The organism is Nostoc sphaeroides (genome assembly GCF_003443655.1).
GTDB lineage: Bacteria > Cyanobacteriota > Cyanobacteriia > Cyanobacteriales > Nostocaceae > Nostoc > Nostoc sphaeroides.
In genome coordinates, this window is sequence record NZ_CP031941.1 from 4,157,353 (window position 1) to 4,182,881 (window position 25,529).

Consider the following 25,529-nt stretch of genomic DNA (forward strand, 5'->3'; position numbering starts at 1 on the left):
ACTCAAGACAGATTAACATTCATAAATCAAACTGAAATAATAGGGACAAGTATATAATCAGGCAAAAACCATGAATAAGTATAAGGAAATATTACGTGTCATCCTTGCTATATCCATCATTGTGGTTGGAGTGACACACTTTGTTATTCCAGAACCGTATGTCAAAATTATGCCACCGCAACTACCTTACCCTTTAGAATTAGTTTATCTCAGTGGATTTTATGAAATTTTGGGTGGTATTGGGTTATTAGTCCCGCCTGTAAGTCAAGCTGCTGCTTGGGGACTTATTGCTCTTTTTATTGCGGTTTTCCCTGCCAATATCAACATGGCGGTTAATCATATTCAGCTAGAACATATACCAGATTCACCTTGGGTACAGGTAGTCAGGCTTCCCTTTCAAGCAGTTTTAATTGCTTGGGCTTGGTGGTACACCAAATCTTATGATGGGGAAAAACAAGCTTCTATTATTCCCAAGTCGCTGATTCCCAAAGAATTAGAATTGAAATGAGGGCGTTTTTTTATATTTGAATTATGCGCGTTGCAAGTTTGTTTGGAATAACACTCTCGTTAGCAATAAGCATTGGAGGAGTTGCTGTTCGGGTGACTCAAGCGGTGCAGCTTAGAGATGGCATAGTCTACTTTGTCCAACCGCCGAAACTTCTTAACGCGACGACTACTTACAAAGAAGTGAATGTTTGGGGCGGGACTTATTATTTTACTATTAATGTGCCGGAGAATGCTGGAGAATCCCTTCAGAAGGTAACGATCGCACAGAAGGAGGGAGCAGAAAACATCGACTACAAGCTTAAGGATACCCGCGCATTTGTCGGAACGAGCGATCGCAAAGAATCTCGGCTAACACTAGGTGCAGTCACAGCAGAACGCGATACACAAACTGTTACTGTGAACTTTAATCCGCCTGTGACTCCGGGACAGACAATTACAATCGCCCTTCGCCCTGTGAGTAATCCTAGCTTTTCTGGTGTCTACTTATTGGGTGTGACAGCCTTTCCGGTGGGTGAGAAATCCCACGGACAATTTCTCGGCTTTGGACGGTTTCAGTTTTACAGCAATAGAAGCAGCTGGTGGTTTCCATAAATACCACGAGTTTATGTAGACGAGGTTTCTAACTGCCTATTTCACGTTAAGTTGACTTGTCGGTAGACATCGCTTGCAGAAGTTTGGGATAATCTAGAAGATATTCAGTCGGTAGCTTGAAATACCTATGACTAGTAAGGAAGAATTAAGAAGTGTTGCCTCAGAAATTCCATTATTTAATAATATTGAGCAAAAAGAAACATTTTTGTTTGTGATTGGGGCGTTATTTTCGAGAGTTATTAGTTTGAAAAAAGCCGCAGAAATCATGGAAATAGAGCCTGATGTATTTCTTCAACTATTAGATTTGATGGGGTTGGAATTTTCCTACTTGACTGAACAAGATATCGCTATAGAAAAGGATTGGTAGGGTGTGTGAAGATTGTTTTTAACTCTTCTCCATTAATCTTTTTATCGCGTCTTGAATTTCTCGATATTTTTCTAGATTCTTCCGATGAGTTTTATTTACCAAATTTTGTTGCAGAAGAAATCAGTGCTAAATCTGATGCACCTAGTCAGCAGATAAAAGCTTTAATTGATGCCGATAAAATGTTAGTCAAAGAAATTAAATTACTTTCCTTAGCCAATCGTTTAAATATGCGACTAGGGAGAGGAGAATCAGAAGCTATTGCTTTAGGCACTGAATTACAAACAGATTACATAATTTTAGATGACTTCGCAGCCAGAAAAGAAGCAACTCGATTGGGATTAAATGTTAAGGGAACCTTAGCAGTCATCAAGAAACTTCAGGTAGATGGCAAAATCACCATCAGTAGCACAGACCAATTGTATCAAGACATCCTAGCAATGAATTTCAGAGTCAAGCGATCGCTCTTTGATACTATTTTTTCAGATTAGATGCAGAGTTGGCGGGAGTGGTTACAGGGTTGACGGTAGTGGCTTCAGGGTTGACGTTAATGACTCCAGGGTTGACGGTAGTGGCTTCAGGGTTGACGTTAGTGACTCCAGGGTTGACGGTAGTGGCTTCAGGGTTGACGTTAGTGACTCCAGGGTTGACGTTAGTGACTCCAGGGTTGACGGTAGTGGCTTCAGGGTTGACGGTAGTGACTCCAGGGTTGACGGTAGTGACTCCAGGGTTGACGGTAGTGACTCCAGGGTTGGTTTTTGTTTGCTGCTTAATTATAAAAACTCATTGCTAGCAAAGCAATCTCCGAAAAGTGCGATCGCTCTTGAACACCATTTTTTCAGACTAGATCAGGGTTAGTCTTTGTTTAATGCGATCGCCTAATTATAAAAACTCTTTGCCAGCAAAGCAATCTCGAAAAGAGCGATCGCTCTTTGATGCCATTTTCTCAGATTAGATGCAGAGTTCGTCTTTGTTTAATGCGATCGCTTAATTATAAAAACTCATTGCCAGCGAAGCAATATCCGAAAAGTGCGATCGCTCTTAAACACCATTTTTTCAGACTAGATGCAGAGTTTGTCTTTGTTTGGTGCGATCGCTTAATTATAAAACTCATTTCCATCAAAGCAATCTCCGAAAAGTGCGATCGCTCTTAAACACCATTTTTTCAGACTAGATGCAGGGTTCGTCTTTGTTTGGTGCGATCGCTTCACCATCGGCAGCTGGTGCGTTGAGACTCTTTAAGCGGTCATACGTATTAATTCCCACCACCAAAGCGTCTCGACTCATCCTGTAAAGCCCTATGATAGTTGTGCCGAATTATTTCCAGCTTCTACAAGAAATTTACCGCATTTTCCGTAAAATTTTGTAGATAATCACAGTTGGGCTACCCTAGACGCAATTCTTTTAGGCAAAATTACCCTATGACTCAACTCACACCTATTCAGTTAGAAGATGGCACGATTATTTACATTGAAGCCACAGATAAGGGACTTCCAAGTAAAAAAATATTCCATTGCTATTGTTCACTGTTGACCGTTGACGGTTCACGAGTTTTCAGTCAACAGCCAACAGTCAACAGTCAACGACTTGAATGTGGAATAATTTATTTTTTGGAGTTCCCTAATGTAGATGCACCACCAGTCATTACCGAAGTTTCTCCAGAGGGAGAGGAAGAAGCACTAATCGATAAGGGATGGGATGCTGATGCTGCACAAAAGCAAATAGTGCAAAATTTCCAAGCAATTGAAGGTACAATTCGGGCTTACACTGTTTATTCACTCAATGCTTTTAAGAAAATCCCTGTTGCTAATATTGATAAAGTCACTCTTGAATTTGGCATCAAAGTTGGCGGTGAAGCAGGTATACCTTACGTGACTAAAGGGACGGCTGAAAGTAATCTGAAGATAACGGTAGAGTGTTCATTTCCTGACCAACCGGAAAAGAAAACTCAGCAATCATGAGTGAGAGTATTGGCGCTGCTAAAATTTCGATTATTATTCCGGCTATTAATGAAGCGGGTAATATTAAAAAAGCCATTGCTACTACTCAAGCCAATCTAAATATAGAAGTCATTGTAGTCGATGGTGGCTCTAGTGATGATACTGTAGCGATCGCTCAGTCTTTAAATGTCAAAGTTATCTCATCGTCTCCCGGTCGTGCTATGCAAATGAACGCGGGTGCTGTAGCTGCTACTGGCGAGATTTTGCTGTTTCTCCATGCAGATACCCGTTTACCTACTGGGTTTGATGAGATGATTTGCACAGCCCTACAACAGCCTGGGACTGTGGCTGGTGCGTTTAAATTGCGGATTGATGCGTCACTTTTAAGTTTACGATGGGTGGAGTGGGGTGTAAATTTGCGATCGCATTTTTACCAAATGCCTTATGGCGACCAAGCAATTTTTTTAACAAAAGCAGTATTTCAACAAATTGGCAATTTTCCTGAATTGCCCATCATGGAAGACTTTGAACTCATGCGCCGTCTAAAAGCGAAGGGACGTATTGCAATTATCTCCACACCAGTTGTTACCTCAGCCCGTAGATGGTTGCAAAAGGGAGTGTTTAAAACTACACTACTCAATCAAATAGTAATTATTGCTTATTTACTTGGCGTTTCACCTAAACAAATTCGTCGCTGGTATCGGCGAGAAAAATTTAAGAAGATTTAAGGTGTTTCTCATGTCGGTAGTATATCTTAGTGGCATTAGATTCGAGGTGTAATACCAATTGGAAAAAAGAATGCGACAAATACACCATTTGTAGAGACGCGATTGATCGCGTCTCGATTGATCGCGTCTCGATTGATCGCGTCTCGATTGATCGCGTCTCGATTGATCGCGTCTCGATTGATCGCGTCTCGATTGATCGCGTCTCGATTGATCGCGTCTTGACCCAAAGATGTGTTGCAATCATTAATTGAATTGGTATAAGTTTCAAAGTTGAGCCTCAAAAGGTCAAATTTATAAAAATGAAGAAGCACTTATTAAATTCCAAACTCAAACTACTAGTGTTAAGTTGCTTGGTTGTGACTCTTATAATTGCAGCTAAACAGTTCAACTTTCAGGGACTTTTACACACCTTAATTATTTGGGTTGAGAGTCTTGGCATCTTCGGGCCTATTGCCTACATAGTCATCTACAACTTAGCTACATTATTGTTTATACCAGGTTCCCTATTAACTCTCAAAGGTGGTTGTTTATTTGGAGTATTTTGGGGATCAATATATGTACTAATTGCTGCCATAATCGGAGCTACCTTAGCTTTTGTGATTGGACGTTACCTCTCGCAAAATTGGGTTTGCCAACAAATGGACAAACATCCTAAATTTAAAGCAATTGATTTAGCAGTTGCGAAAGAAGGGTGGAAAATTGTCTTGCTAACTCGTCTATCTCCCATCTTTCCCTTCAATTTATTGAATTATGCTTTCGGAGTCACACAAGTTTCTCTCAAAGATTATATATTAGGTTCTTTTGGGATTCTTCCTGGCACTGTGATGTACGTTTATATTGGTTCTTTAGCTGGGAATATTGCCATGATTAACACATATAATCAACCAATTGCTCCAGAAACTCAAATCTGGCAATGGATAATGCAAGGAGTTGGATTAATTGCTACCGTTGCTGTGACCATTTATATTACAAAAATTGCTCAGAAAGCTTTAGCTCAAAGTGTGGCAATAGCAGAAATAAGTCATTTAGAGAAACCAGATTCATCGCTAGAGTAATAATTATGATATTTTTTTCACCCAGAGACGCAGAGGCACAGAGAAGATGAGGAGTTTTAGATTGATTGGATTAATATTGTTAGTAGTTAGCTTTGATTTTTTGTTAAATACAGAGTTTGCTCTAGCACAAGAATCTGTAAATACCAATTCTTTGAATCTCCAAGCAATTTTACGGGACGCGTTGCAGTGGATTGATAGTCTTGGTACAGTGGGAGCGATCGCTTTTATTGCACTTTACATTATCGCTACCGTCGCTTTCTTCCCAGGTTCTATTCTCACATTAGGTTCTGGTGTTATCTTTGGCGTAGTTTGGGGTTCTTTGTACGTGTTCATTGGTGCAACCCTTGGCGCTACAGCTGCTTTCCTTGTGGGACGTTATTTAGCAAGGGACTGGGTTGCTGGTAAAATCGCAGATAACAAAAAATTTGCCGCCATTGACCAAGCGGTTGGTAGAGAAGGATTAAAAATTGTGCTGTTAACGCGACTATCCCCGATATTTCCTTTCAATTTATTAAACTATGGCTTTGGTATCACAGGAGTTTCACTTAAAGATTACTTCATCGGCTCTGTAGGCATGATTCCCGGAACTGTGATGTACGTTTATATTGGTTCCCTTGGAGGTAATCTTGCCATGATTGGTACTGAAACTCAACCTACCAACCCGACTTTACAATGGGCAATTCGGATTTTAGGTTTGATTGCTACAGTCGCCGTTACAGTTTATGTCACCCGGATTGCACGCAAAGCTTTAGAAGAAGAATTGTAAGGGCGCACAACTTGTACACCCTGACTCTGGTCTATTCAACTGCAAATTGCTGTAAATTATTGATTGCTAAAATGTTTATTTGTATCTGTCAATTCCCAAACCGACAAAACAATTCAAAGGCTGTATTGAATGGTACTAAATTCTTTATTAAACGAGCATAAAAAATAAAAGACTGAACCGCCTAAGTTTATCAGGATTCTTAATTTTTAATTTTGAATACTCCCAAAAGGCAGTTGACTTTAGTATTTTCAATTTATAAAAGAGGTTTCGCCAATGACCAATTCAGATTTAGAGAGAGTTACAGTTCGCCCAATGGATGAGTATAACCAAAAGTTGGTGTCTTACGTCCATCCGCCGAATTGGGTTAATCCTCAACCGGCAGATGTTTACGATTTGGTAGTAATTGGCGCTGGGACTGCGGGGTTAGTGGTGGCTGCGGGTGCGGCTGGTCTAGATTTGGGTTTAAAAGTGGCGATAATTGAAAAGCATCTCATGGGTGGAGATTGTTTAAATGTTGGTTGCGTACCATCTAAAACTATTATTCGCTCTGCTCGCGTTGTTGGCGAAATTTGGAATGCTCAAAACTTGGGTGTTAATATTCCCCAACATAATATTGATGTTGATTTTCCCAAAGTCATGGCAAGGATGCGACGGGTAAGGGCTGGTATCAGCCATAACGACTCGGCGGAACGGTTTCAAAACTTGGGTGTTGATGTCTTTTTGGGTAGCGGTCGATTTGCAACTAAAAATACCGTGGAAGTTGGCGACAAAACCCTCCGGTTTAAAAAAGCTGTAATTGCGACAGGCGCAAGAGCCGCACAATTGGCGATTCCGGGAATTGAAAAGGCGGGTTATCTAACTAATGAGACGGTTTTTTCCCTGATTCAACGACCGGAACGTTTAGCGGTAATTGGTGGCGGCCCCATTGGTTGCGAATTGGCGCAAGCTTTCCGCCGCTTAGGTTCTGAGGTGGTACTTTTCCATAGCGGTTCTCATCTTTTAAATAAAGAAGATGCTGAGGCGGCTAAAATTCTGCAAAAGGTTTTGATTAAGGAAGGAATTCGTGTCGTGTTGAATTCCAAATTAGAAGAAGTGGTAACTGTTACTGAGGGGAAACGGCTTTACTTTTCTTCCAATGGTCATCGAGATTCGGTGACAGTAGATGAAATTTTAGTGGGTGCGGGGCGATCGCCAAATGTAGAAAATCTAAATTTAGAAGCAGTGGGTGTAGAATATGACTTGCAGCAAGGCGTGAAGGTCAATGATTATCTCCAGACGACCAATCCCAAAATTTATGCAGCTGGCGATATCTGCATGAACTGGAAGTTTACCCATGCTGCTGATGCTGCGGCGCGAATTGTGATTAAAAATACGCTGTTTTCTCCCTTTGGCATCGGACGCTCGAAACTCAGTAGTCTGGTGATGCCTTGGGTAACTTATACTGATCCAGAAATTGCCCATGTAGGCTTGTACGAACACGAGGCGCAGAAATTAGGTATTGAGGTGACGACAATTAACATACCTTTTAGTAGTGTAGACCGAGCGATCGCAGATGGTGAAGAGTCAGGATTTCTCAAAATCCACCATAAAAAGGGGTCTGATGAAATTATCGGTGCAACTATTGTCGCTAGTCACGCGGGTGAGATGATTTCAGAAGTCACTACGGCAATGGTGAATAAAATCGGTTTGAGTAAATTAAGCAGTGTAATTCATCCTTATCCCACTCAAGCCGAAGCGATTAAAAAAGCTGCTGATGCTTATCGTCGAACCCTGCTGACATCAAATACCAAAAAATTGTTGGGATTTTTAACAAAGTTATCTTGACCAAGAAGGTTGTGGGGTGTGAGGTTGCAGGTTCAGAACGCTCTCCCACACCCTATCCTCTACACCCTTTTCATCAAAATGATCCTATGGGACTCCTATTAGATTTTTGACCTCTAAAAAGGTTCCCAGCTATCAATCTTACCTAATGCCAAGTCTACGTAGTACAGCTTGCCATCATCTCCAGCCCTAATATCCACAGGGGCCCCTCCAGTAGAAGCAAACTGTGTAGTTGAGGCAACTTTACCCTGATTGTCCAAGGTTAAAGCAGTGATAGTTCCTTTGGTGGGATTACCGATAAACAAAGCATTGTCAAAACCACCGCCCGTGTAAAAATCACCTACAATGATCGAAGTCGCGCCGTTGGAATGATCATAGGCATAAATTGGTGGTGTAGCGGTTTTGCCAGCATTATTGTAGAAGTCTGTCGCTGAATCTAGTTTAGAATAAACGAATTGTTTGAGGTTGACAAGATTACCATTTGCATCATATCCACCCTCAAAGTATGGCCAGCCAAAGTTTTTGCCGGGCCCACCAGTATTCACCTCTTCCCAAGAGTACCAGCCGACATCGCCGACAAAGGGAATATTGCTTTCTTGATTTATGGCGATGCGGAAGGCATTACGCACACCTAAGTTATAAACTTTAGAACGATTACTATTGGGATCACCGTTGTAATAAGGATTCGTTGATAAACCTTCACCAGTAATGGCGTTAATGTGCAGGATCTTGCCGGACAGATTATCGATATCCTGGACGCGAACTGCTCTGGGATCTGCTCGGTTATAGGAAGTAGCATCACCAAGGCTCACAAACAAAGTCCCATCGTTACCAAAGCGGACGCTACCAACAGAGTGAGTTGAACTATCGGTAGCGATAAAATCCTGGACGTTGGTGATGTTGTTGTTTTTGATAGCGTTGAGATAATCCTCGATATTGGCAAATAGCTGACCAGTGGTTTTGTTTTTAATACCTGATGGCCCAGCGTTCTTTGTTTCGTCAGTAAGATTAACCACTGTGCTGTTAGTATCTGGGCGGCTGATGTTGTCCCAAGTGCTATTTTTGCCTAATAGGATCACTTCACTCCCTGCGATCGCAGTCTTGTAACTGGTGTTTGGATCAGCTTCCACTCGAACTAGCCGGGCTGCACGGTTACCTCCTTGATCGGGATTGTCTAAGTTGCTATTGTGATTGTTCTTGTGATGGTTTGCATTAGTTTCTACTGGATCGTAGGTAAATAACAGGTAAATGTAGTTGTTGCCATTCGGACTCTTACCAAAATCTGGATGTACAGCCATGCCCAACAAACCGCGATCGTTCACATTATTTACCTGTGAAGAAATATCGATAAATGGTTGTGCTTCTAAGGAGTTGGTAACGCTGTTAAACACCTTGACTATCCCATCTTTTTGGGCAATGAACATCAGCTTATTGTCAGCTGACCAGTCAAACTCTGTGGGTTGCTCCAACCCAGAAACCAAAGTGTTTTTATGAAAATTCAAGTCATCATTCAAGATAACTACATCTGCTGCCGGATTATTAGGCAGTGCCATCCCAACTGCGTTACTAAACATCAAAGTAAATGCTTCATTTGCTTCCTGAATGGTGTCATCCTTAATAGGAATCAAAATGTTTTTGCTGGTTTCTCCCTGTGCAAAGGTCAAGGTTCCAGATAGAGCTTGGTAGTCAGAGTCAGCTTTAGCAGTTCCATCGACGGTTGTATAGTTAACACTTGCAGTCCCCAAACCGTTAGTCCGTGTAACTGTTACCGTCGCATTACCGACATTTTCATTAACTTGTAACTGAGTGAAATTCAGACTTTGACCATCATTGTCTTTAATCGTAATTCCGAAAGTTCTTTGGGTTCCTAGTGTTGCCCCCTCTGGCTGGTCAATAAGGAAACTAAAGGCTTCATCTGTTTCTATTAGGTTATCGTCAATGATCCGAATTGCCACCTGTTTGCTAATTTGTCCTGGTGCAAAGGTGAGTGTCCCCTCAACTTCTTCGCCTGCATTGCCGTAGTCATTCCCTACTTTTGCAGTAGCACTTTGAGTAGCATATTTAATTGAAGATGTACCTCTGAGATCACCACTTCGCAGCACAGTTAAGGTAACAGTCCCGTCGCCTTCGTTTACAGTGGTGGAAGATGATCCCAATGTAATAATAGTCTGAATATCTGGTGAATAAAGTTGCGACTGGGGAATGATTTCTTTGGTCTGAGAGAAGCTTGACCAGGCCAGTCGAGAAACTGCATCGTATTTATTTTCGTAGTACTCAAGTTTAATATCGTACTTCTGTCCTGCAACCAGTGCGATCGCGCCGCTGTGTTCTGTGGCAGATTGATTGACAAACTTATTGATGATTTGCTCACCATTAACCCACAGTCGCACACCATCATCAGCAGTGGTGTAGAAGTTGTAAGTCTCGCTGTACTTGGCTTCTACTTGACCTGTCCAACGCGCACTGAAGGTATCTACACCGATGGATGGATCTGGAGAACCAAGACCCCAGCTAAAGTTGACTGTCGAATCTATGCGAGTTTGCTTTAAGTTGGTAAAGTCGATGTTGTCGTAGTATTCGGCTTTGAGTCCGTTGCCATTACTAGGTGTGTTGACATTACTATAAAGTTGCGACTGGGGAATGATTTCTTTGGTCTGAGAGAAGCTTGACCAAGCCAGTCGAGAAACTGCATCGTATTTATTTTCGTAGTACTCAAGTTTAATATCGTACTTCTGTCCTGCAACCAGTGCGATCGCGCCGCTGTGTTCTGTGGCAGATTGATTGACAAACTTATTGATGATTTGCTCACCATTAACCCACAGTCGCACACCGTCATCAGCACTGGTGTAGAAGTTGTAAGTCTCGCTGTACTTGGCTTCTACTTGACCTGTCCAACGCGCACTGAAGGTATCTACACCGATGGATCGATCTGGAGAACCAAGACCCCAGCTAAAGTTGACTGTCGGATCTGTGCGAGTTTGCTTTAAATTAGTGAAGTCGATGTTGTCGTAATACTCTGCTTTGAGTCCATCTCCCTGAGAAAGCACGCTAGCGCTAGCAGAAATACTGGGTTGTGCCTGATCAATGCTTTGTAAAGATGATTGAGCATTAATTATTTGACTTGGAGATGTTGACAACTGTTGATTTTGTGAATCAGTCATTGAAATATATGCCTTACAATAGTGCTAAAACTAATTCCATAATCAATAATCAATGTTACAGAATCAGTTTTATATTCAAAAGTTTAAAAAAATGCGTAACAATTCTCGTTGCAAACAGATTAATTAATGAGCAAAATTAGCTGATTATTCTGTTTGTTAATATTAATACTATTTCACTTTATTGCTGATACGTTTTTCTACTTTTTTGCTAATTTACTTTCTTACGATCTATGCTATTTATTTGTATCAACCTAAAAATAAAACAGTATAAAGTGATATACCTTGCTTTATCTTCACTAAAAGTAGGTATAGAGAAAAATGTGTATGAAGTTGAAGTAAAGCAACCCCAATCGGGGTAGATACATATCTAAGTAGCTAAATTGATATCTTTACATATTAAATTTAAATATTTTTATGGCATCAATCAATTTCCCATTTGACAATAGATCAGGGTGTTATGTCTATCTTCTTTATGGAACTTTTTTAAAGATTCATATTGATATATCTTTTTTAAAGATATATCAAAGTTTTCATGAATTTTGAATAAAAACTACTAATATACCAGATAGGCTTGATATTTTTATTTACATAGTTAGGAATTATATGAAAATTGGATAAAGAAAGTTTTAATATTTAAAGATTTGAACAAGTATTGTTTATCTATGCTTCATCTTGAGTGTAATATCATGTCAGGTAAAATCAAGTCAATTGCAAGTGTTCGCAAAGCGTCTCGTAGAAAAGGGAAGCAATCCCAACACCGCAAGCAAATTGCTTCACTGCACTTTGATTCCGTACCCTTCTCTTCTTAGGCTGCGCCAACGGGAACGCCAGGGGCGATCGCAATGACATATCACAACTAATTTACCGGACATGATATAAATTCATATCTTTGTTACAAGACACAGCAGATATATAGCGGTTCCCAATTGCATGGAATACAGACCTAACAAGAACAGCCCCTTCCGTTCTAGCGTTGGGGAGTAAGATTCAAAGCCTCTCTCCTTAAAGGAAGTGAGGTCAAAACTGTATTGCACCCAAGCGAGAACCGCTATAGTACAATACGCTTGGGTTAGCGCCAAAAACCTTGAAATGTGTAGGTTGGGTTGAGGAACGAAACCCAACATTTCGGGACTTTGTTGGGTTAAGCTTTAGCGTTACCCAACGCTGTGCCTGTGGTAGATCGAGAACAGCGTCTAGTAGATATTGTCACCGTGGATGATGTGATTGATATTCTGCAACAGGAAACCACCAGGGGATAGCGGGAAGGCTGGGAGCTTCGCGTCTTTAGACCGAAGGGGAAAGCCGACAAATGCCGAATTTATTCGCCTCCAATATTCTCACCCATGATGAGGATCATTGATATATCTTTCTATAGTATCAGCCGCAACGTTTCCAGCAGTTGAGAAAAAATAACTGTTAGTCCAGAGTGATGGTAACTTCTTTAATTCTGGAAACTCCTTTCTTAAGTAATTTGACGAACGTCCTTTGAATGCTTTGACTACTTGAAATATTGCATCAGTTGGATGAATCTCTACAAATAAATGAATGTGGTCTGGTGCGACTTCTAGTGCGCGAATATTCCAGTCTTTTTCAATAGCCAGTTCTGAAAATATCTCAAAAATTCTATCCCTAATTTTCCCAACAAGTACCTTCTTCCGTCGTTTAGGTATCCAAACTAAATGAATCACGCTTAGTCCAACAGCGTGATTGTAATGTCGATATTCGTAAGAGCTTTTTTTCATAATATTCAGGCTTGACTTGTTTTTAATTGTAGATTATATGTTGATACAATTAACTATATCAACACAATAAGCCCGTGCAAATACGCTGGAAGTTCAAGCTACAACCGAATATTGGGCAACAAGCCCTAATGTCCGAGTGGCTTGTTACTCTACGCAAACATAGGAATTATTGTTTAGCAGAACGTCAGCGTGCTTTTGAAACGAATAATCAGAAGTCAGACGAACAAGTGATGTACCAATATGGTGCATTTTGTGATTTAAATAGTCGGTCTGAATACGGTTCTTATTGTCCTTTGACTTGTCCTGTTGTGAAACATGGGGTAATGTCTGCTGAATTAACAAAAAGCAGCAAAAAACATGGTCTAGCTTGGGGTAACGCATCTGATATTCAAAGCAAGAGGACAACTGAATTACGCGCTGAGTCTGAATGGTATGGTCGGGTTAATTCAGATGTTTTGCAAGGCAATTTAGCTAAACTAGATACTGCTTACAATGGATTTTTCCAGCACAAGAGAGGATTCCCCGCGTTTCGCAAAACATCTAATTTCAAAAGCTTTCAATTTAAACCAGGGCAAGCAAAGTTAACAGTTAACTGCACATCTAAGAAAAAGCGTTGTTACTCTCATGTTTACCTCCCTGGAATTGGGAGTATGCGATATTTGGATAGTCGCACTATCCCAACGGATGCTGACATTAGAACCGTAACAGTAATTAAAGAAGCTGACGGATGGTATATGAGTGTATTGCTCAAAGAGCCAAAAGCGTTACCAGAAGTCCCAGATATTAAAACCGTACCCTCAGCAGTAGGTATTGACGTAGGGATTAATAAATTAATTTCTCTCACTGATGGTTCGTTTGTTGAAAATCCTAAGTTTGGAACTAACAAGAAAACTCGCCGTCAATTAAGAATTAGGCAGCGCCGAGTTAATCGTAAAGTTAAGGGTTCTAAGAATCGTAAAAAAGCTGGCATAATAGTTGCCAAGCTGCATAAAAAAATTGCTGACAAACGGAATGATCATCAATGGTTTGCAGCCAATAAAGTTGTTGGCACTGCTGCGGCGATTGTTCAAGAGGATCTAAATGTCAAAGCCATGAAGTCCCGATGCAAACCCAAAAGAGAAAAGGGACGGTTCATGGCTAATGGACAATCTGCAAAACGTGGATTGAACCGTTCTATATCAGATGTTAGTTGGGGGGAGTTATTTTCTAAGATTGCTTGGTTGGCACTGAAAGCTGGTAAGCCAGTATTAGCAATTAATCCTAAGTTCACATCCCAAGAGTGTTCAGTTTGTCATCACGTAAGCAAGGCTAACAGAGATGGTGAGAAGTTTATTTGTGAAAGCTGTGGACATATTGATCATGCGGATACTCAAGCATCTCGTACAATTTTGCATAGAGCTAATTTAGAATTCGTCAGTATAAGACGTAAAAACCTATCGGGGGACTCTCGAAAAGTTACGCTTGTCAGAGATGATTCCGCCATTCGTGGCAAACGGGATCAGGGCAAGAACTGTACATCTAAGGCTTGCACTGAGCGTAGTCGAAGTGTTATTCCTGAAAAGCGGATATTATTCGAGCAGTTGTCTTTACAGTTGTTCGATTAAGAATCCCCGTTCCCTTTAGGGCGGGGAGTGTCAACGAAGATATCTACGTCTTGGGTGGTGTGCAGTCGGGGGGCGACAAGTATTTTAGCTTCTATCTCCGGTTTAGCACTGCCGTTTCTACTTCGCTATCTCCGTTTAGATCCGGCATTAAAGCAGTTGATGTCGTGGGCGTTTTGATTTACTTCAATTTGGCGTGGGTAATTTTAAAGTTGTGAAAAGAGTCAGCCCCTTAGGGGAAGTCAAAAGTCAAAAGTCAAAAGTCATTGGTCATTAGTGAAGAATAAAGTACAAATGACTAACTTTTACAATTCTGATTCCGTATCTGGAGCAACAATTTCGCCAGTACCCAATTGCAGTATCATGTCTTGGTCAGTAATCAATCCACTAAGTTCTTTTACTTGTAAATTCATTTCTTCACAAGCTTGTCTCAGTTCTCGTGCAAATTTGTTGAGGTCTTGACCATAGCCACATTGATAAGCAGCAGTTTCAATTCCTTCTTTGGCATTTGCTCTAGCACAATCTACTAATTCCGTGCCATGCAGTGGTGTAGGAGATGCCATAGACGTAGTTATTATTTCTTAAATGTTTGCTGCTAGATAGACTATCAATATTCTCACATTTACTCATCCCTCTAATGGAAGAGCGTGAGGGTAGATTGATTTGTCATTTGTCATTTGTCATTTGTTTAAGACATACCACGCCCACAAGGGGCGAGGCAAGTACCAAAAACTCTGTATCAATGACCAATGACTAATGACCAATGACTAAATTTTTCACTTAACCATTGACAACATCTCCACCATTGACATGTAACACTTGTCCAGAGACATAAGAAGCATCATCAGAGGCTAAATATACATAGCTAGGAGCAACTTCTTCTGGTTGTCCGGCTCGTTCCATTGGTACTTGTTTACCAAAATTTTCAACTTTCTCTTCGGGAAAAGTTGAGGGAATTAAAGGTGTCCAAATTGGCCCCGGTGCGACAGCATTAACGCGAATTCCTTTTGATACCAAATTTTTTGATAAGGAGCGAGTAAAAGCAACGATCGCACCTTTTGTAGAAGAATAATCTAGTAGCTGTGGACTACCTTTATAAGCTGTTACCGATGTAGTATTGACGATAGAACTGCCTGCTTGTAAATGCTTGAGTGCAGCCTTAGTCATAAAAAACATTGAGAATATATTAGTGCGGAAAGTTCGCTCTAGTTGTTCTTCGGTGATTTCTTCGATACTTTCTTTCGGATGTTGTTCGGCGGCGTTGTTGATGAGAATATCCAGTTTGCCAAATTCCCCAACTGTTTGTTGAATAGCTTGCTGACAAAAAGTTTCATCGCCAATATCACCTGCAATCGTTACTGCACGACGCCCTTGTTTTTCTACCAAATGTTTTGTTTCTTTAGCATCATCGTGTTCATTGAGGTAAAGAATCGCCACATCTGCACCTTCTTTAGCAAATGCGATCGCTACTGCACGACCAATACCACTATCTGCACCCGTAATCAATGCTACTTTATCTTTTAACTTGCCACTACCCCGATATTGGGCATCATCAGCTTGAGGTTTTGGTGTCATTTCTGATTCAACACCTGGTGTTTCTTGTTGCTGTGGCGGTTGTAGTTTTTGCTCTTTTTTCTCTTTTTGCTCTTTTGATTTAGCCATAGATTTTGTCTCGGTAATTTAATATTGAATGTAACTGAATGTTGGGAAAAGCCATTTCCAGTCTCTAGTTCCCATTTCAAAAGTAAACCTTGGATCGAAACTTCAACCCAAGGTTTATTTTTTGCTTTGGCTCCCACTAGCCATTTGCAATTTTAGGCGTTTATACCACAGATACTTTCCACACGTACTTAGGGACTTGCAATTGTACGCGACTGACATTATTTATCCTCACACTTGACACACGCTATTCATCTAACCACCAAAAACAAGGATACAATTTTCATGCGAGGAAGCATTTCTTCTTTTTATCTGCTTTTAAGTTAACTATTATTTTGCTATACTTTATCGCTCCATAGAGGTAAAACAAACTTAAATTTGCTCAACCTTAAGACGTAAAACAAATTAAATAATGAGAGTTACTAAATTAGTCTATAATCATTTATTGTGCCTAAATAATTGATCTATTTGAATATCAAGATTTATACTTTCTCACTTCGTGGTTGCAAAAATACTTACTTTCATACCATCAATTTTTGTTAATGTTAATATTTATTTAGGCTGATATCTGCATAGTTGCGTTATTGCAGACTAAAAGGTATCTGACGACTAGTTTGCATAATAGCCCAAAAGCCTGCGTGGTACGCTACATTGAGATTATTAGAGGGTAGGGGTTATGGCAATACTAAATATTTCTGAGTCAGAACAGGTTGAAAAGTTTCACCACTTACAATTAACCCTGAGCGATCGCTGGAAAACGAGCGAGTCATTTGATAATAATGAAGCGGATATTTTAATTATTCCCTCCCTGAGTCTCGACCAGCGCGAACTCCAAAAGATCGAAGGTTGCGAACATTATGAAGAAAGATTACTATTTTCCTTAATTCGGTTGCAGAATCCCCGAACTCGGTTGGTTTATGTAACATCAGTACCGTTGCATCCTAGTATCATTGATTATTACTTGCAACTGTTGCCAGGAATTCCCTTTTCTCATGCTCGCAACCGTTTGCTGCTACTTTCTACTTACGATTCTTCGCTTAAACCCCTGAGTCAAAAGATTTTAGAACGCCCCCGCCTGCTAAAGCGGATTCATCAAGCTTTGAGGCTAGATAAATCATTTATGATCTGCTACAACTCTTCGCACTGGGAAGGCGAATTGTCTGTAAAATTGGGTGTACCTCTGTATGCTGCTGCACCAGATTTACAGATTTGGGGGACAAAAAGTGGCAGTCGGAAAATCTTCACCGAAAGTGGAGTACCGCATCCAGATGGTAGCGAAAAAATTTGGAACCACACAGATTTAGCAGAAGCTACCAGCGATTTGTGGGAACGACAACCGACATTAAAACGGGTAGTGGTAAAACTCAACGAAGGTATTTCTGGAGAAGGGAATGCACTGTTAGATTTTAGACCGATTGAGAATCTAGCACCAAGTAAAGGGACTCATGCCGAAAGGGTAGCAGCAATTAGCGATCGCTTCTTAACAATGCGCTTTCAAGCAAAAAAAGAGACTTGGGACAATTTTTCGGGAAGAATCCCTGAGTTGGGGGCAATTGTCGAAGCATTTGTGGAAGGGGAAATTAAGCGATTCGCCCAGTGTTCAAGGAAGGATTACACCTCAGGGCAAAGTGGAAATCCTTTCAACCCACGACCAAATTCTCGGAGGCCCAGACGGTCAGATTTATCTTGGTTGTAGCTTTCCGGCTGATGAAAGATATCGATTACAATTACAGCAATTGGGGCTACAAGTTGGCAGAAAGTTAGCAGAAAAAGGCACTTTAGAGCGATTTGGTGTAGATTTTATCGCCGTTGACAATGGTAACGGTGAGTGGGATATTCAGGCAATTGAAATTAACCTGCGTAAAGGTGGTACAACTCATCCATTCATGACCTTGAAATTATTAACGAACGGTCGCTATGACCTTTCTACAGGTTTATTTTATAGTCAGCAAGGTCGTCCAAAATATTATATTGCCACTGATAATTTGCAAAAAGAGCGCTATCAAGGATTATTACCTAATGATTTGATGGATATTATTGCTCATCACAGACTGCATTTTGACAGTGGTACAGAAACGGGCACAGTGTTTCATCTGATGGGTTGCCTTTCGCAGTTTGGCAAGTTGGGATTAACCAGTATCGGTGATTCCCCCCAACAAGCACAAGATATTTATAACAAAGTCGTGAAAGTTCTGGATGAAGAAACTCGCAGCGAAAATCGTGATTTATCGGCGATTTCAGATTATTCCTTTCCCGTGGCTTGGGATGAATATAGCTGAACTATCCCGCCTAAGTGTCGATAGCGATCGCCACTAAACATCTGGTCAAATTAATTATGCGTTGCCATAAATCTTTGGTAGGTACAATTCATGAATTGTGCCTACGTCATTTTTACTCTTATGTCTAATAGACAGATTGTATATTTGACAATTGACTAAGCAACCTGTAATGGTCGTGTAGGAAGCATCCTGGGTTCTGGTAATGGCTTACCCTCTTCTTGAAGCATCTCAACAAACGCCTCAATTACTTCTTGCCCATTTTTAGCGGCTTCTTCGTAGGTTTTGCCATGTGTATGAAACTCCTGCCAGGGGAACTCAGGCAAATGTACTAGGAAGAGTTGATCGTCCTCTGACCATTGAATCACCATGCTGTAGTGATAGCTCATCTATTATTCACCTTCGTCGTTTTCAAAGTCTTCTAAGCTTTTGAGTACCCGTTGAATGTTCTTCTCTAAATATAGCGGAGCATCATCTCCGTCCTTCCCTGGAATGGTGAGAGGTTCTTCAGGTAGCAACGGATGTTTCCAATAGGTATGACTTCCTTTTCCTCGACCTGGCTGAAGAATGTATCCAGCTTTCGCTACCATTGCCTTGAGTTCTCTAATTTTCTTAGGCATTGGTTTTCACAGTTTACCAGTTCAAGCTTACTATAAGTTCAGCGATCGCTTTTGATGTTTCTTTTGATGTGGCACTCACCAGATGCAGTATTTAACTTAGTACAACTTGAAGGGTTTCTTGCAAATTTAACTGCAACTTGGAGTGAGCATTGCCGCTATTAATGGCAATTTCTACCCAGCCGTGACTGCCTACTATTGCTATGATCTCTCCCACTTTGACATCACTGTAAGTTTCACAGCCTGGTATACTTAACCCAGCGGCTTGCACACTCCAAGTTTTGCCTTGTACGTAACTCCCTGCAATGTTGCTCACTAAGTTGCCAAAGTTGTCAATATATTGAATGCAACCCACTACACCAGTGGTTGTTTGCTGGCACTCGCCTATATCCAGTTTTACTAAACTTGCTGGATCAATTTCTTGTCCTAGCTCTTTAAGAGAGACACCACTAGCAAGATTAGCTCCCACTGGGGCAAAAATATCTCTACCGTGAAAAGTCTTACTTGGTTGAGGAGTTCGCCAATAGTTAAGATTTGTAAGTTCAACGGCTGCGTAGGCGTAGCCCGCACTTCGGCTGCGCTCAGTGACCGTCGTAGACATCGCCAGACTTTGACTAAGTACGCCGCTAAATATACCATTATCTGGCCCGACGAGAAACCCTTGAGCAAATTCTACAGCGATCGCTCGTCGCTTGCTTCCCACACCCGGATCTACTACTGCCACATGCACTGTCCCAACTGGGAAATAGCGATAAGCATTCATCAAAGAAAATCTGGCTGCGGCTATGTCTTGCGGCGGAATTTGGTGCGTTAAGTCTACCACCGTCAGTCTGGGGTTGATTTGGGCTATCACACCCTTCATTATGCCTACATAAACATCGCGATCGCCGAAATCGCTCAGTAAAGTTAGGAGTCGTTGTTCACCTATCTGCTTCTTAGGCATATTTTTGCTTAAATCTACATTAAGTTAGAAATTTCTGTAGCAACAGCTACAAAACTTATGTTATGTTAAGAAGAGAAGACATAAAACGAAAAATTAAAGAAGGTAATCACTATGAATCAAAGTAGACTACAAAGTGCCAGAAAAGCGCAAGAAGCTCACAGAGAGAATATTCAAAAAAGCCTAGAGCATCGCTTGCAAGTAGCCAGAGCAAAGGGCGACGAACAGCTGATTCGTCAACTGGAAGCTGAGATGAGGTATTCGGGCTAAATCAAGTTTTCAACGTTCTTAGTTTGTTGTGTAACCCGCTACGGCGGGTTTTTTTTGTTTTTAGACAAATCATATTATGTCCGCTAAATTACCCATAAGAAAAGAACCCCACCCCCAACCCCTCCCCGCTTGCGGGGAGGGGAGACAAAGCATAGCTTTGGCGGGGGTGGGGTTCTTCGGGTTTAATAAGCAATCAAGCTAACATGATATAATTCACGTAAATTTAGGGTGCATTAGGCGCGATTGTCATATTTTTGTGGCAAATAATATCTAAATATGCACCTAACACACCCTACAATAATTTTATTTTTAGTTTAGAAATCGGCTCTAAGCTTTCTGATTTTTATCTAATTTTGTGATTCCTCCAAAAACAATTAACCAAACTACTACTACTACCCAGTGAATTAAAATTATCACCCACAAAGATCCTGTTAAGGTATATGCAACAGTACAGATAATTCCCAACAATGAAGTTAAAGTAAGAAAAACATGATTAAAAAATGTGGGAATTGCAGCTTTAAAAAATAGTTTAGCATTCAATGGATGATATAAAATAAACAAGACTAAACTCACTACTGCCCATAAACTCCATTTTAACCAATTGGTGATTTCGCTAGGATGAGGAAGCAAAATAACTCGAAAAAAGAGTTCTTCAATAATCGCAGGTGTAAACAAACAACGTAACGTTAATAAGCATTTTTCAATCCAATTTGCAGACCAAATGTTTATCTGTAAAAATCCGGTTTTCCAGCCATAAGGTATGGCAATAATACTATAAACTATCAGCAGTAAAACAAGAACTAACCAATCTTGTTGTGTAGGAATTGCTAACGACGCTAGAACACGATTTAAAATAACTGAAAGTGGTGAAATATTAGTAAAGGGTATCTTAAATTGTCCTAAAAAAAATGTTGGTGCAATGGGTATAATATCGGATTGCCAACCACCTACTTGATTGGTTCGCAATACTTGCATAGTTGCACCATGTTTGAAAAATATTGTGGCGAGGTCGTCGTGTACTTGTCGTGGCATTATTGTTCGCCATGTTGTCAAACCAGCCCAAATACTACCGTCTTGAAATGGTTTCGTCGTTTTTCCGATTCCCGTACCTGCGAGTATACCTGCTTGACTCTGCCAATCAGCACGAATTATCCCCAAGGGTGCTAATTGTTGTTCTAAAGATTTACCTAATTCAACTAGCTGCTGAAAGCGTAATGCTTGTGGATGATTAGGGTTTGCGCGTACCCAAGTTTGAATTTGAGGAGTTTTAGCAACTTGGTTTTTAATTGCCATTATCGCAGCATAAAGTGCTTGGCTTGAGTCTTGGACGCATGATGTACCAGGTGATACCATTGCCCCCCCAGTACCATCGCCAACGCGATAACGTGCCATTGTTACCTGTAATTGTTGCTGGAATTGCTTTAAAAGCGAAAGTTTAATACCATCAAAATCATAATCTTGCGTTACAGGATCGAATTTAATCAGAATATCTGATACTGGACGTGTTGCCAGCCAGCCACGTTGCAAATTCCCCATAGAATCAGCCCATGTATGCGTTCCGGCAATAATTCCATCAGGGTTATGGGCATAAATTTGATGGTATTTAGTCTCAAAACGTAATTCGTTAGTAAACTCGTCGCGGACAACTTCTGCGATTCCAAAAGCAAAATGTCCGGTAATAGTATAAGGTACTGCGATCGCTTCAGCTTTACGTCCGCCAATTCCACCGAATAAGTGTAGTACAATCGCTTTATCGCCCTGTTGCCATTTTGATATAGATGTTTCTACAGGTTTTAACAAGGCAGTATTTAATTTACCTTTATTTTTATCAGTATTTTGCCAATTTACCTCTTTGATATAATTTAGCCCTAATTCTTTCCCAGTAATGATTTGACGGGGTTGAATTTGAAATAGAGAACGAGGTGCAAGGGCGCTTACTGTAAATACAGCATTTGCATCTTTAGCACCATAAATATACCAACCATCTTCACCCGCAGGTGATTTTTCGATTTGCTGCGGACTTGAAGGCGCAAAGTCTCGCGTATCTATTACTTGTTGGGGAATACGAATAGTTTCTTGAATGCCATCAAATTTATTTGAGTTAGGGTTATAGTGCTGGACAGAAAAATAATCGCTATCCTGCTTATCTTTTGTAGATAAGAAATTAGATGTAACCGGGTTAATTATTTTTACTAATCCATAAAATCTACCAGTCGCTAAAACAGGTTCACGTTCAATTTGCAAAATAGATTTTTCTCCATCTGCATTGATGATTGTATTTGCATCTAAAGCAACAATTGCATCATCATGAGGATTTGCACCAGCCAAGGAGCGTAAAATCCCTACTTGATGAACTCCATTTAGTCGAAAAGGATGAATATTACCTTGGTTTTGACTTTTAATTACTTCTGAAGTGAAATTTATATCTCGCGTTACAGCTTTAACTTTAGCAAGCAAATCTTCATTCTTTTTCCACTCTAGACGCACAATCTTTCCTAGCAAATTTTGTGATGTCGGTGGTGCATATTGCACTTCGATCCATACCCAATCTAAACCATCTTGTAATTGCTGTTTTGTTGGTAGTATTAATCTTCCTACCCAGTCACCAATAGGTTTGTAAAGTTTGGCAGATGGAATTTGTGCAACTGGATAAAAACTAGATTGATTAAAATTTTGTCGAGTATGTATCGCGTAATTGCTTTCTTTTGGTACTAGCTGGGGTTCTCTTGCAGAAAGTTCCTGCACCATGATTACTGCTATAAATACTAGGAGTAAAAATATCGTAAACACTAGCCTGATTTTTAAACTCAATCCACGCCAAATCATATATAGGAATCCGGTTTTATTTCTGAAAAGATACGTAGGGGAGCCAGTCGTGTGGGCGGCGTCAAAATGAAGCTACCATTCATGGCATTCAAACCTGGGTCGCCTTACCTGTGGAATACGAAGAAACCGATCCGAATGGCACTAAGAAAAGCTGAAATACTTGCCTGGCAAGGGGTTTAGAAAACTAATAGTTTTAAGGTCGGGAATCAGAATAATCTGCAACTCTCAGTTTGCGATGCCGAAGGCGGGCGCTTGCGCCATCGCTGCTTCATTAGCCTAAGTTTTGCCAAAGTGATGAAACCCTTGTAAATAATAACCCAAGTTGCGGGTTATCGAGTGATCTGTGCTTGTTACCACTCAATTGATGCGATCGCGTGCAACAAAGTGGCGTTGTTGACAGCATTTAAGTATGCCAACGCTATGAGCCAATACGATTCAGTTAAGGCTTTACTCTTTGTCAAAGTGATTTTTTTTAACGAACCGCAAAGCACGCAAAGCACGCAAAGAAAGAGAAGGAAGTGAAAATCTTTGTAGAGACGTAAAATTTTACGTCTCTAGATCCAAATTCATACCTCGATTCAGCAACGCCGAATTATTTAGTACAAATTGAGAGAGAATTGGTATTAGACAATTCTCTAGTTCACTAAGACTTTGGTTTATAAGTTGAAGCAACGTGCAATTCTTTCAACTGTTTAGCATCTACACTCGAAGGTGCATCTGTTAACAAACAACGTGCTTGTTGTGTCTTCGGAAAAGCAATTACATCTCGAATGGATTCTTCGCCAGCTAGCAACATTACCAAACGATCTAAACCGTAGGCAATGCCACCATGCGGTGGTGTACCATATTCAAATGCTTCTAAGAGAAAGCCAAATTTACTTTGTGCTTCTTCAGGAGATAAACCGATCGCTTCAAACACTTGCTGTTGAATTTCTCGCTGATAAATCCGCAGACTTCCGCCGCCAACTTCTACGCCGTTGAGTACTAAGTCGTAAGCTTGAGCGCGTGCAGTCTTTAAGTCGCTCAAATCATCAGGATGTGGTGCTGTGAATGGGTGGTGGAGTGCTTCTAGACGTTTTTCGTCAGCATTCCACTCGAACATGGGGAAATCTGTAATCCAGAGTAAGTTGATTTTTTCTGGATCAATTAAGTTAAATTCTCTAGCGATCGCTTGCCGTAATCTATCTAATGTTTTATTAACTGTAGCAGCTTCCCCTGCCCCAAACAACAACAAATGTCCAGAAGAAGCACCTGTACGGCGTAAAATTTCTTGTTTTTGTTCCTCGCTGAGGTTATCTTTTATCGCGCCAATGGTGTCAATTTCGCCATCATCTCTGACACGGATATAAGCTAAACCTCTAGCGCCGGCTTCGCTGGCTTCTTTGAATAAATCACCACCTGGTTTAATACGGACATTAGAAATTACATCGTTACCGTTAGGAATGGGCAAGATTTTGACGATACCACCATTTGTAACAGTATCCCGAAAGACTTTGAAACCAGAGTCTTTGACAATATCTGAGACATCAACTAATTCCAAACCATAGCGGGTATCTGGTTTATCACTCCCGTAGCGTTCCATCCCCTCAGCGTAAGTCAGACGGGGGAAAGGGCGCTGTAACTCAATGCCTTTAACTGTTTTGAAGATATGACAAACTAAGTTTTCATTCAGTTCAATAATTTCTTCTTGGGACATGAAGCTCATTTCCATGTCCAACTGAGTGAATTCCGGTTGTCTGTCAGCGCGTAAATCTTCGTCACGAAAGCAACGCGCAATCTGATAATATCTATCTAAGCCGGATACCATCAGCAATTGTTTAAATAACTGGGGTGATTGCGGCAAAGCATACCACTCACCAGGATTGACGCGACTGGGTAGAACATAATCCCGCGCCCCTTCTGGGGTAGAACGGGTAAGTATTGGGGTTTCGACTTCGATAAAACCTTCCAAATCTTCGAGATAACGACGCATGGCTTTGACAATTTGATGACGCAGTTGCAAATTTTGCGCCATGCGTTCCCGTCGCAAATCCAAATAGCGATATTTCAGCCGCAAGTCTTCCCGCACTGTCTCGGTGTCAGCTACAGAAACTTGGAAAGGTAACTGTTTGCGAACAGCATTCAGGAGTTCAATTTTATCGGCGTAGATTTCCACCTCGCCTGTTGGGATGCGGGTATTCAACGATTCTTCGGGACGCTGTGTTACCCTACCAGTGATTTCGACAACATATTCATTTCGCAGGGCGTTCGCCTGCTCGTAAGAATCTGGGGTGCGTTGCGGATCGCTGACGATTTGGACTATTCCAGAGCGATCGCGTAAATCTAAAAATATCACACCACCGTGATCGCGGCGACGGTCTATCCATCCGTAAAAGGTAACAGTTTCTCCAATATGTTCTTTTCGGAGTTCGCCGCAATAGTGAGTTCGCATAAGTCTTAGTTATTGTTTCCGGGCTAGATTGGCAAGCAAATGTCAAAGCTTTCCCATTATCTAGCATCAATAGTAATTGTAGTAATAAACATACAATAATCTCACGCCAATTTGGCAAAGGTCGATTGGGGCAGTGGGTGAGACGCAAAAGCTCAAAGAAGACGCGATCTGTCCTGGCACCAACATTTTTCCGTAATATAATGTTTCCGTTTTTACAATAGTCTTTTGTGTAAA

Annotated in this window: 23 protein-coding genes and 2 pseudogenes; 14 read left to right on the forward strand and 11 right to left on the reverse strand. The window is 40.8% G+C overall.

Annotation, left to right across the window (positions count from 1 at the left end; genetic code table 11):
* Nucleotides 1-70 precede the first annotated feature (70 nt).
* The 5 genes from D1367_RS18565 to D1367_RS30165 all read left to right on the forward strand — a co-directional run bounded on the left by D1367_RS18565 (nucleotide 71) and on the right by D1367_RS30165 (nucleotide 2,616).
* Nucleotides 71-508 carry a DoxX family protein gene (locus D1367_RS18565; protein ID WP_118167700.1) on the forward strand — a complete coding sequence of 146 codons (438 nt, stop codon included), beginning with the start codon at nucleotides 71-73 and terminating at the stop codon, nucleotides 506-508.
* Nucleotides 509-531: 23 nt separating this feature from the next.
* Nucleotides 532-1,098, forward strand: a complete 567-nt coding sequence (locus D1367_RS18570) for a DUF2808 domain-containing protein (protein ID WP_118167701.1) — start codon at nucleotides 532-534, stop codon at nucleotides 1,096-1,098.
* A 127-nt stretch (nucleotides 1,099-1,225) separates the two neighbouring features.
* On the forward strand, nucleotides 1,226-1,465 hold the full coding sequence (locus D1367_RS18575) for a hypothetical protein (RefSeq protein ID WP_118167702.1): 240 nt from the start codon (nucleotides 1,226-1,228) through the stop codon (nucleotides 1,463-1,465).
* A 5-nt stretch (nucleotides 1,466-1,470) separates the two neighbouring features.
* Nucleotides 1,471-1,953, forward strand: a complete 483-nt coding sequence (locus tag D1367_RS18580) for a PIN domain-containing protein (RefSeq protein WP_118167703.1) — start codon at nucleotides 1,471-1,473, stop codon at nucleotides 1,951-1,953.
* Nucleotides 1,954-2,397: 444 nt separating this feature from the next.
* On the forward strand, nucleotides 2,398-2,616 hold the full coding sequence (locus D1367_RS30165; RefSeq protein WP_147337384.1) for a hypothetical protein: 219 nt from the start codon (nucleotides 2,398-2,400) through the stop codon (nucleotides 2,614-2,616).
* A gap of 16 nt (nucleotides 2,617-2,632) precedes the next feature.
* On the opposite strand, the gene D1367_RS31830 is transcribed toward D1367_RS30165, so the two are convergent.
* A complete protein-coding gene (locus D1367_RS31830) occupies nucleotides 2,633-2,749 on the reverse strand; it encodes a caspase family protein (protein WP_147337385.1) in 117 nt (38 codons plus the stop codon).
* A 134-nt stretch (nucleotides 2,750-2,883) separates the two neighbouring features.
* Here D1367_RS31830 and D1367_RS18590 point away from each other — a divergent pair, with 134 nt between their 5' ends.
* Entirely contained in the window at nucleotides 2,884-3,423 is a 540-nt protein-coding gene (locus D1367_RS18590; RefSeq protein ID WP_228674815.1) for a CU044_2847 family protein, read from the forward strand.
* Nucleotides 3,420-4,130 carry a TIGR04283 family arsenosugar biosynthesis glycosyltransferase gene (locus D1367_RS18595; RefSeq protein WP_118167705.1) on the forward strand — a complete coding sequence of 237 codons (711 nt, stop codon included), beginning with the start codon at nucleotides 3,420-3,422 and terminating at the stop codon, nucleotides 4,128-4,130. The genes D1367_RS18590 and D1367_RS18595 overlap by 4 nt, the downstream gene beginning before the upstream one ends.
* A 35-nt stretch (nucleotides 4,131-4,165) precedes the next feature.
* Here the strand turns inward: D1367_RS18595 and D1367_RS18600 are convergent, their stop codons facing one another.
* On the reverse strand, nucleotides 4,166-4,441 hold the full coding sequence (locus tag D1367_RS18600; RefSeq protein WP_118167706.1) for a hypothetical protein: 276 nt from the start codon (nucleotides 4,439-4,441) through the stop codon (nucleotides 4,166-4,168).
* On the opposite strand from D1367_RS18600, the gene D1367_RS18605 reads away from it, so the two are divergent.
* The 3 genes from D1367_RS18605 to D1367_RS18615 all read left to right on the forward strand — a co-directional run bounded on the left by D1367_RS18605 (nucleotide 4,430) and on the right by D1367_RS18615 (nucleotide 7,775).
* Nucleotides 4,430-5,185 (forward strand): TVP38/TMEM64 family protein, encoded by a 756-nt coding sequence (locus tag D1367_RS18605; protein WP_118167707.1) that lies wholly within the window; start codon nucleotides 4,430-4,432, stop codon nucleotides 5,183-5,185. The two genes, D1367_RS18600 and D1367_RS18605, sit on opposite strands and share 12 nt — an antisense overlap.
* A gap of 46 nt (nucleotides 5,186-5,231) precedes the next feature.
* A complete protein-coding gene (locus D1367_RS18610; RefSeq protein ID WP_118167708.1) occupies nucleotides 5,232-5,951 on the forward strand; it encodes a TVP38/TMEM64 family protein in 720 nt (239 codons plus the stop codon).
* Nucleotides 5,952-6,224: 273 nt separating this feature from the next.
* Nucleotides 6,225-7,775: a mercuric reductase gene (locus D1367_RS18615; protein ID WP_118167709.1), complete on the forward strand. Its 1,551-nt coding sequence runs from the start codon at nucleotides 6,225-6,227 to the stop codon at nucleotides 7,773-7,775.
* A gap of 113 nt (nucleotides 7,776-7,888) precedes the next feature.
* On the opposite strand, the gene D1367_RS18620 is transcribed toward D1367_RS18615, so the two are convergent.
* Both D1367_RS18620 and tnpA read right to left on the reverse strand, forming a co-directional pair.
* Nucleotides 7,889-10,933, reverse strand: coding sequence for a PA14 domain-containing protein (locus tag D1367_RS18620; protein WP_118167710.1), 3,045 nt, complete (start codon nucleotides 10,931-10,933; stop codon nucleotides 7,889-7,891).
* Between the two features lie 1,337 nt (nucleotides 10,934-12,270).
* Nucleotides 12,271-12,675 (reverse strand): IS200/IS605 family transposase, encoded by a 405-nt coding sequence (tnpA, locus tag D1367_RS18625; protein WP_118167711.1) that lies wholly within the window; start codon nucleotides 12,673-12,675, stop codon nucleotides 12,271-12,273.
* A 74-nt stretch (nucleotides 12,676-12,749) separates the two neighbouring features.
* On the opposite strand from tnpA, the gene D1367_RS18630 reads away from it, so the two are divergent.
* Both D1367_RS18630 and D1367_RS18635 read left to right on the forward strand, forming a co-directional pair.
* The gene (locus tag D1367_RS18630) at nucleotides 12,750-14,279 is read left to right on the forward strand and encodes an RNA-guided endonuclease InsQ/TnpB family protein (RefSeq protein WP_181984879.1); all 1,530 of its coding nucleotides are present in this window, start codon (nucleotides 12,750-12,752) and stop codon (nucleotides 14,277-14,279) included.
* 72 nt (nucleotides 14,280-14,351) lie between these two features.
* Nucleotides 14,352-14,494 (forward strand): annotated as a pseudogene (locus D1367_RS18635) (magnesium transporter); the annotation flags it as partial.
* An 87-nt stretch (nucleotides 14,495-14,581) separates the two neighbouring features.
* Here D1367_RS18635 and D1367_RS18640 read toward each other — a convergent pair.
* Together D1367_RS18640 and D1367_RS18645 are read right to left on the reverse strand one after the other, a co-directional pair.
* On the reverse strand, nucleotides 14,582-14,839 hold the full coding sequence (locus D1367_RS18640) for a hypothetical protein (protein ID WP_118167713.1): 258 nt from the start codon (nucleotides 14,837-14,839) through the stop codon (nucleotides 14,582-14,584).
* A gap of 217 nt (nucleotides 14,840-15,056) precedes the next feature.
* On the reverse strand, nucleotides 15,057-15,938 hold the full coding sequence (locus D1367_RS18645) for an SDR family oxidoreductase (protein ID WP_118167714.1): 882 nt from the start codon (nucleotides 15,936-15,938) through the stop codon (nucleotides 15,057-15,059).
* A gap of 673 nt (nucleotides 15,939-16,611) precedes the next feature.
* Between D1367_RS18645 and D1367_RS18650 the strand changes: the two are divergent.
* A pseudogene (locus D1367_RS18650) lies at nucleotides 16,612-18,214 on the forward strand (peptide ligase PGM1-related protein).
* Between the two features lie 155 nt (nucleotides 18,215-18,369).
* On the opposite strand, the gene D1367_RS18655 reads toward D1367_RS18650, so the two are convergent.
* The 3 genes from D1367_RS18655 to D1367_RS18665 form a co-directional block, all read right to left on the reverse strand.
* Complete coding sequence (locus D1367_RS18655) at nucleotides 18,370-18,600, reverse strand: type II toxin-antitoxin system HicB family antitoxin (RefSeq protein ID WP_118167715.1); 231 nt, start codon at nucleotides 18,598-18,600, stop codon at nucleotides 18,370-18,372.
* A 3-nt stretch (nucleotides 18,601-18,603) separates the two neighbouring features.
* Nucleotides 18,604-18,831 carry a type II toxin-antitoxin system HicA family toxin gene (locus tag D1367_RS18660; protein ID WP_118167716.1) on the reverse strand — a complete coding sequence of 76 codons (228 nt, stop codon included), beginning with the start codon at nucleotides 18,829-18,831 and terminating at the stop codon, nucleotides 18,604-18,606.
* Nucleotides 18,832-18,922: 91 nt separating this feature from the next.
* A complete protein-coding gene (locus D1367_RS18665) occupies nucleotides 18,923-19,771 on the reverse strand; it encodes an SAM hydrolase/SAM-dependent halogenase family protein (RefSeq protein ID WP_118167717.1) in 849 nt (282 codons plus the stop codon).
* Between the two features lie 111 nt (nucleotides 19,772-19,882).
* Here D1367_RS18665 and pirA point away from each other — a divergent pair, with 111 nt between their 5' ends.
* Entirely contained in the window at nucleotides 19,883-20,038 is a 156-nt protein-coding gene (gene pirA / locus D1367_RS30980; protein WP_181984880.1) for an arginine synthesis PII-interacting regulator PirA, read from the forward strand.
* 327 nt (nucleotides 20,039-20,365) lie between these two features.
* Here pirA and D1367_RS18670 read toward each other — a convergent pair whose 3' ends face one another.
* Both D1367_RS18670 and aspS read right to left on the reverse strand, forming a co-directional pair.
* Complete coding sequence (locus D1367_RS18670; RefSeq protein ID WP_118167718.1) at nucleotides 20,366-22,864, reverse strand: CPBP family glutamic-type intramembrane protease; 2,499 nt, start codon at nucleotides 22,862-22,864, stop codon at nucleotides 20,366-20,368.
* A 643-nt stretch (nucleotides 22,865-23,507) separates the two neighbouring features.
* The gene (aspS, locus tag D1367_RS18680; RefSeq protein WP_118167719.1) at nucleotides 23,508-25,295 is read right to left on the reverse strand and encodes an aspartate--tRNA ligase; all 1,788 of its coding nucleotides are present in this window, start codon (nucleotides 25,293-25,295) and stop codon (nucleotides 23,508-23,510) included.
* Nucleotides 25,296-25,529 lie beyond the last annotated feature (234 nt).

Coding starts and splice junctions, on each gene's coding strand:
- D1367_RS18570 (WP_118167701.1), top strand. CDS start 532: ATGCGCGTTGCAAGTTTGTTTGGAATAACACTCTCGTTAGCAATAAGC.
- D1367_RS30165 (WP_147337384.1), top strand. CDS start 2,398: ATGCCATTTTCTCAGATTAGATGCAGAGTTCGTCTTTGTTTAATGCGA.
- D1367_RS18605 (WP_118167707.1), top strand. CDS start 4,430: ATGAAGAAGCACTTATTAAATTCCAAACTCAAACTACTAGTGTTAAGT.
- D1367_RS18620 (WP_118167710.1), bottom strand. CDS start 10,933: ATGACTGATTCACAAAATCAACAGTTGTCAACATCTCCAAGTCAAATA.
- D1367_RS18595 (WP_118167705.1), top strand. CDS start 3,420: ATGAGTGAGAGTATTGGCGCTGCTAAAATTTCGATTATTATTCCGGCT.
- D1367_RS18655 (WP_118167715.1), bottom strand. CDS start 18,600: ATGAGCTATCACTACAGCATGGTGATTCAATGGTCAGAGGACGATCAA.
- aspS (WP_118167719.1), bottom strand. CDS start 25,295: ATGCGAACTCACTATTGCGGCGAACTCCGAAAAGAACATATTGGAGAA.
- D1367_RS18665 (WP_118167717.1), bottom strand. CDS start 19,771: ATGCCTAAGAAGCAGATAGGTGAACAACGACTCCTAACTTTACTGAGC.
- tnpA (WP_118167711.1), bottom strand. CDS start 12,675: ATGAAAAAAAGCTCTTACGAATATCGACATTACAATCACGCTGTTGGA.
- D1367_RS18590 (WP_228674815.1), top strand. CDS start 2,884: ATGACTCAACTCACACCTATTCAGTTAGAAGATGGCACGATTATTTAC.
- D1367_RS18615 (WP_118167709.1), top strand. CDS start 6,225: ATGACCAATTCAGATTTAGAGAGAGTTACAGTTCGCCCAATGGATGAG.
- D1367_RS31830 (WP_147337385.1), bottom strand. CDS start 2,749: ATGAGTCGAGACGCTTTGGTGGTGGGAATTAATACGTATGACCGCTTA.
- D1367_RS18575 (WP_118167702.1), top strand. CDS start 1,226: ATGACTAGTAAGGAAGAATTAAGAAGTGTTGCCTCAGAAATTCCATTA.
- D1367_RS18640 (WP_118167713.1), bottom strand. CDS start 14,839: ATGGCATCTCCTACACCACTGCATGGCACGGAATTAGTAGATTGTGCT.
- D1367_RS18670 (WP_118167718.1), bottom strand. CDS start 22,864: ATGATTTGGCGTGGATTGAGTTTAAAAATCAGGCTAGTGTTTACGATA.
- D1367_RS18610 (WP_118167708.1), top strand. CDS start 5,232: ATGAGGAGTTTTAGATTGATTGGATTAATATTGTTAGTAGTTAGCTTT.
- D1367_RS18645 (WP_118167714.1), bottom strand. CDS start 15,938: ATGGCTAAATCAAAAGAGCAAAAAGAGAAAAAAGAGCAAAAACTACAA.
- D1367_RS18660 (WP_118167716.1), bottom strand. CDS start 18,831: ATGCCTAAGAAAATTAGAGAACTCAAGGCAATGGTAGCGAAAGCTGGA.
- D1367_RS18565 (WP_118167700.1), top strand. CDS start 71: ATGAATAAGTATAAGGAAATATTACGTGTCATCCTTGCTATATCCATC.
- pirA (WP_181984880.1), top strand. CDS start 19,883: ATGAATCAAAGTAGACTACAAAGTGCCAGAAAAGCGCAAGAAGCTCAC.